Origin of the sequence: Aeromonas molluscorum 848, from assembly GCF_000388115.1 — a bacterium.
Classification (GTDB): domain Bacteria; phylum Pseudomonadota; class Gammaproteobacteria; order Enterobacterales; family Aeromonadaceae; genus Aeromonas; species Aeromonas molluscorum.
Genome location: NZ_AQGQ01000216.1, coordinates 1 through 5,670, shown reverse-complemented (window position 1 = coordinate 5,670; position 5,670 = coordinate 1). Strand labels below are relative to the sequence as shown.

Genomic DNA, 5,670 nt, shown 5'->3' with positions numbered 1-5,670 from the left:
TCTGCTGGCAGATGGAGCGACTCGGCGGGCAATTCGTCCGTTGGGTCGCCCTGTTGTCGATGAGTGCCTGTCTGCTGATCTCGGGCGCCATCTGGCTCGGTGGTGACTTCTCCATGCTAACTCAGGGGACGCCCGTCTGGGTTGCCGAGTTGCAGCTGCCCTGGATCCCCCGCTTTGGCATCTCCCTGCACCTGGCGGTGGATGGTCTGTCGCTTTTGATGGTGATGCTCACCAGCTTTATCGGCGTGCTGGCCATCCTCTGTTCCTGGAAGGAAATCGTGCAGCGCATCGGCTTCTTTCACCTGAATCTGCTCTGGATCCTCGGGGGGGGTGCTCGGCGTCTTCATGGCGGTGGACCTGTTCCTCTTCTTCTTCTTCTGGGAGATGATGCTGGTTCCCATGTACTTCCTGATCGCGCTCTGGGGCCACTCAGGGGTCAATGGCAAGTCCCGGATCAACGCGGCCACCAAGTTCTTCATCTACACCCAGGCAAGCGGCCTCATCATGCTGGTGGCCATCCTCGGGCTGGTGCTGACCCACCACGCCAGCACCGGCGTCTTCACCTTCAACTACCTCGACCTGCTCAACACCCCGATGAGCAAGGGCGTGCAGTGGCTGCTGATGCTGGGCTTCTTCATCGCCTTCGCGGTCAAGATGCCGCTGGTACCGCTCCATGGCTGGTTGCCGGACGCCCACAGCCAGGCACCGACCGCGGGTTCTGTGGACTTGGCGGGCATCCTGCTCAAAACCGCCGCCTACGGCCTGCTGCGCTTCACCCTGCCGCTGTTCCCGGAGGCCTCCGCCGAGTTCGCCCCCTACGCCATGCTCCTTGGCCTCTTCGGCATCGTCTACGGCGCCCTGCTGGCGTTCGCCCAGACCGACATCAAGCGTCTGGTGGCCTACACCAGCATCTCCCACATGGGCTTCGTGATGATCGCCATCTATTCGGGCAGCGAGCTGGCCCTGCAAGGGGCAGTGGTGCAGATGATCGCCCACGGCCTCTCCGCCGCCGGTCTCTTCATCCTGTGCGGTCAGCTCTACGAGCGGCTGCACACCCGGGACCTGCGCCTGATGGGCGGCCTCTGGGGTCGGCTGCGCTACCTGCCCGGCGTCATGCTGTTCTTCTCGGTGGCCTCCCTTGGCATGCCGGGTACCGGCAACTTCGTCGGCGAGTTCCTGATCCTCATCGGCAGCTTCCAGGTGGCCCCCATCATCACCATCATCGCCACCTTCGGCCTGGTGCTGGCCTCGGTCTACTCCCTCATCATGCTGCAGCGCGCCTGCTTCGGTGCTCCCAAGGACGAGAGCGTCCTCAAGGGCCTGGACAGACGGGAGCTGGCCATGATGCTGACCATCGCCGGTCTGCTGGTGCTGCTCGGTCTCTACCCGCAACCCGTGCTCGACACCGCCAGCAGCAGCCTGCTGAACGTGTTGCATTGGTATGTGCAGTCCGACACTGGAGTCGCCCAATGATGGCCTCGACACCTCAACCGGCCCTCTTCTCTGCCTTGCTCATGATGGGAGCCGCGTAATGATCGCCGCTGTTTTTCAACGACTGGCCCTGTTGCCTCCCTTGTCCACGACAGGAGCACTGTTATGACCTTCACCGCTTCCCAGCTGCTCGCCCTGCTGCCCCTGTTGCTGACCACCGGGGCCATGGTCGCCCTGATGCTCGCCATCGCCTGGAAGCGCTGCGATGACACCGCCTTCGTGGTGACCATCACGGGTCTGAACCTGGCCCTCTTCTCCCTGCCCATCGTCATGGCTCAGGGGGATCAGGGGGTCACTCCCCTGCTGCAAGTGGACAGCTATGCGGTCTTCTACATGGGGCTGGTGCTCATCGGCGCCCTGGCGACCTGTACCTTCGGTCGCTCCTGGCTCAAGGGCTACCCGGACAACCGGGAAGAGTTCTACCTGCTGCTCTTGATCGCCACCGCCGGTGGCCTGGTGCTGGCGGGTTCCCGCCATCTCGCGTCGCTGTTTATCGGGATCGAGATGCTGACCCTGCCCATGTTCGGCCTGGTCGGCTACGCCTATCGCGAGCGCCACTCCCTGGAGGCGAGCATCAAGTACATGGTGCTCTCCGCCGCCGCCACCGCCTTCCTGCTGTTCGGCATGGCGCTGCTCTATGCCCAGGCGGGCAGCCTGAGTTTCAATGATCTCGGGCAGACGCTCGCCACCAGCCCAGCTCACCAGCCGCTATTGATGGGCGGCCTGGGAATGATGCTGGTCGGCTTCGCGTTCAAGTTGTCGCTCGCCCCCTTCCACCTCTGGACCCCGGATGTCTATGAAGGCGCACCGGCCCCGGTGGCGACCTTCCTTGCCACCGTCAGCAAGATTGCCGTGTTCTGCGTCTTGCTGCGCTTCTACCTGGCGGTGCCGGCCACCTCGGATCCCATGATCCACTGGCTGCTGGCGGCCATGGCGGTGCTCTCCATCGTGGTAGGAAACCTGTTGGCGCTGATCCAGACCAACATCAAGCGGATGATGGGTTACTCCTCCATCGCCCACTTCGGCTACCTGCTGGCGGTGGTGGTCGCAAGCCGCCTCGGCCAGATCCCGGTGGAGGCCGCCGGCGTCTACCTGCTGATGTATCTGTTCACCAGCCTGGGGGCGTTTGGGGTCATCAGCATGATGTCCAGCCCCTATCGCGGCAAGGATGCGGACTCCCTGCACAGCTATCGGGGCCTGTTCTGGCATCGCCCCTACCTGACCGCCGTCATGACGGTGATGATGCTCTCCCTCGCGGGTATCCCCATGACCCTGGGCTTTATCGGCAAGTTCTATCTCATCGGGGTGACGGTCGATGCCCAGCTGTGGTGGCTCTGTGGCGCCATCGTGCTTGGCAGCGCCCTGGGGCTCTACTACTACTTGCGCGTCATGGTCACCCTCTACCTGCGCGAACCCGGCATGCCTGTGCGCGATGCCAAGGCCGACTGGGCCTTCTCTTCCGGGGGGCTGGTGGTGCTGCTCTCCGCCATCATCGTCTTGGCCATGGGCATCTACCCCCAACCCGTCATCAGCCTGGTGCAGGGCTTCGAGAAGCTGGTGCTGCACTAGCACCCTCCGAGCGAGCATAAAAAACCGGCCATCATGGCCGGTTTTTGACTGGGTGCTGCGCACTTGGCCGGGATTAACCCAGACGCACGCGAGCGTTTCTGAACATCCGCATCCAGGCGCCATCCTCACCCCAGTTGTCCGGGTGCCAGGAGTTCGCCACGGTGCGGAACACCCGCTCAGGGTGCGGCATCATGATAGTTGCGCGACCGTCAGTCGTGGTCACGGCGCTGATGCCATCTGGCGAGCCGTTCGGATTGGCCGGATACTGTTCGGTGACAATGCCCCGGTTATCCACGAAACGCAGCCCCACCAGGCCGCTGGCCTGAAGTGCACTCAGATGCGCGGCATCACGCAGCTCCACTCGTCCCTCCCCGTGGGAGACGGCGATGGGCATCACGGAACCGGTCATGCCCGCGAAGAAGGCAGAGGGTGAATCCTGCACTTCCACCAAACTGAAGCGGGCTTCGAAGCGCTCGGAGCGGTTGCGCACGAAGCGCGGCCACAAGTCGGCCCCCGGGATAAGCTCGCGCAGATTGGACATCATCTGGCAACCGTTGCACACGCCGAGGGACAGGGTGTCGGCGCGTTCGAAAAAGCGCTGGAACTGCTCGCGGGCCCCTTCATTGAACAGGATGGACTTGGCCCAGCCTTCACCGGCGCCCAGCACGTCACCGTAGGAGAAACCGCCACAGGCGACCAGAGTCTGGAACTGGTCCAGTTCAATGCGTCCCTCGAGGATGTCGCTCATGTGCACATCGACGGCGGTGAAACCGGCACGGTCGAAGGCGGCGGCCATCTCCACATGGGAGTTGACCCCCTGCTCGCGCAGCACCGCCAGACGGGGAGAAGCCCCGCGGGCGATATAGGGCGCGGCCACATCCTCGGCGGGGTTGAAGCTCAAGCGAGCCTGCAAACCCGGGTCGGTCGCATCCTGACGGGCGGCATGCTCTTGATCGGCACACTCGGGGTTGTCACGCAGGCGCTGCATCTGCCAGCTGGTTTCACCCCAGAGGGTGCGCAGGGCGGTGCGGCTGGCACGATAGACCTCTTGCCCGGCGCGACTGAACCGCAGGCTGTCCTGGTCGTCGACGCTGCCGATGACATGGGCGCAGGCGGCCAGACCGTGACCCGCCAGCAGTGTCATGACGGCTTCTTTGTCGGCTCGGCGCACCTGGATGACAGCGCCCAGCTCTTCGTTGAACAGGGCTGGCAGCAGCTCACCACCGACGCGATCGAGCTGGATGTCGAGGCCGCAGTGACCGGCGAAAGCCATTTCGGTCAAGGTGACGAAGAGACCACCGTCGGATCTGTCGTGGTAGGCCACTATCTTGCGATCGGCCACCAGCGCCTGGATGGCGTTGAAGAAGCCCTTGAGCTGAGTCGGATTGTCAAGATCCGGCGCGCTGTCGCCCAGTTGACGATAGACCTGAGCCAGGGCGGAGGCACCCAGACGCTGTTTGCCGTTGCCAAGGTCAATCAGGATAAGATCGGTTTCGCCCAAGTCGGTACGCAGCTGCGGCGTGACGGTGTTGCGCACATCCTCGACCCGCGCGAAGGCGGTGATGAGCAGGGAGAGCGGCGAGGTGACGCTGCGCTCCTCGCCATCTTGCTGCCAGCGGGTCTTCATGGACATGGAGTCCTTGCCGACCGGAATGGTGATGCCAAGGGCCGGGCAGAGCTCTTCACCCACCGCCTTGACCGCCTCATAGAGGCCAGCGTCTTCGCCAGGGTGACCGGCGGCAGACATCCAGTTGGCAGAGAGTTTGACCCGCTTCAAGGAGCCGATGTGAGCCGGTGCCAGGTTGGTAAGCGCCTCGGCGACCGCCATGCGGGCAGAGGCTGCGTGGGAGAGCAGTGCCACCGGGGTGCGCTCACCCAGGGACATGGCTTCGCCGTGATAGCTGTCATAGGTGGCGGCGGTGACGGCGCAATCGGCCACCGGGATCTGCCAGGGGCCGACCATCTGGTCGCGATTGACCAGACCGGTCACTGTGCGATCGCCAATGGTGATGAGGAAAGATTTCTCCGCGACCGTCGGCAGGCGCAGTACCCGCTCGGCGGCATCAGACAGCGTCACGCCATCCAGCATCAGGGCCTTGCCTTGGGCAGGCAGGCTCTGCACATCGCGGTGCATCTTGGGCGCCTTGCCGAGCAGGACGTCCAGGGGCAGGTCGATGGGCTGGTTGTCGAAGTGGCTGTCGGACAGCGTGAGATGCGGCTCGGCGGTGGCGGTACCTATCACGGCATAAGGGGCGCGCTCGCGCTCGCACAGTGCCTGGAACAGCGCAAGCTTCTCCTGAGGAACCGCCAGTACGTAGCGTTCCTGGGATTCGTTGCACCAGATCTCCAGCGGGCTCATGCCCGGCTCGTCGCTCTGGATGGCACGCAAATCGAAACGACCACCTCGCTCACCGTCATTGACCAATTCGGGCATGGCGTTGGAGAGGCCACCGGCACCCACATCGTGAATGAAGGCGATGGGGTTCTCATCCCCCAGCTGCCAGCAGCGATCGATCACTTCCTGGCAACGACGCTCCATCTCGGGGTTGTCGCGCTGTACCGAGGCAAAGTCCAGATCCTCGGCGGACTGGCCGGAGGCCATGCTCGATG

The 5,670-nt window shown here is 63.8% G+C and carries 2 protein-coding genes and 1 pseudogene; 2 read left to right on the top strand and 1 reads right to left on the bottom strand.

Features of this window, described 5'->3' with window-relative positions:
• A pseudogene (gene nuoM, locus G113_RS18705) lies at positions 1-1,473 on the top strand (NADH-quinone oxidoreductase subunit M); the annotation flags it as partial.
• A gap of 123 nt (positions 1,474-1,596) precedes the next feature.
• On the top strand, positions 1,597-3,060 hold the full coding sequence (nuoN, locus tag G113_RS18700; RefSeq protein WP_005908783.1) for an NADH-quinone oxidoreductase subunit NuoN: 1,464 nt from the start codon (positions 1,597-1,599) through the stop codon (positions 3,058-3,060).
• A gap of 73 nt (positions 3,061-3,133) precedes the next feature.
• Here the strand turns inward: nuoN and purL are convergent.
• On the bottom strand, positions 3,134-5,670 hold a 2,537-nt coding region (purL, locus tag G113_RS18695; RefSeq protein ID WP_005908780.1), incomplete at its 5' end, for a phosphoribosylformylglycinamidine synthase.

Coding starts and splice junctions, on each gene's coding strand:
- nuoN (WP_005908783.1), top strand. CDS start 1,597: ATGACCTTCACCGCTTCCCAGCTGCTCGCCCTGCTGCCCCTGTTGCTG.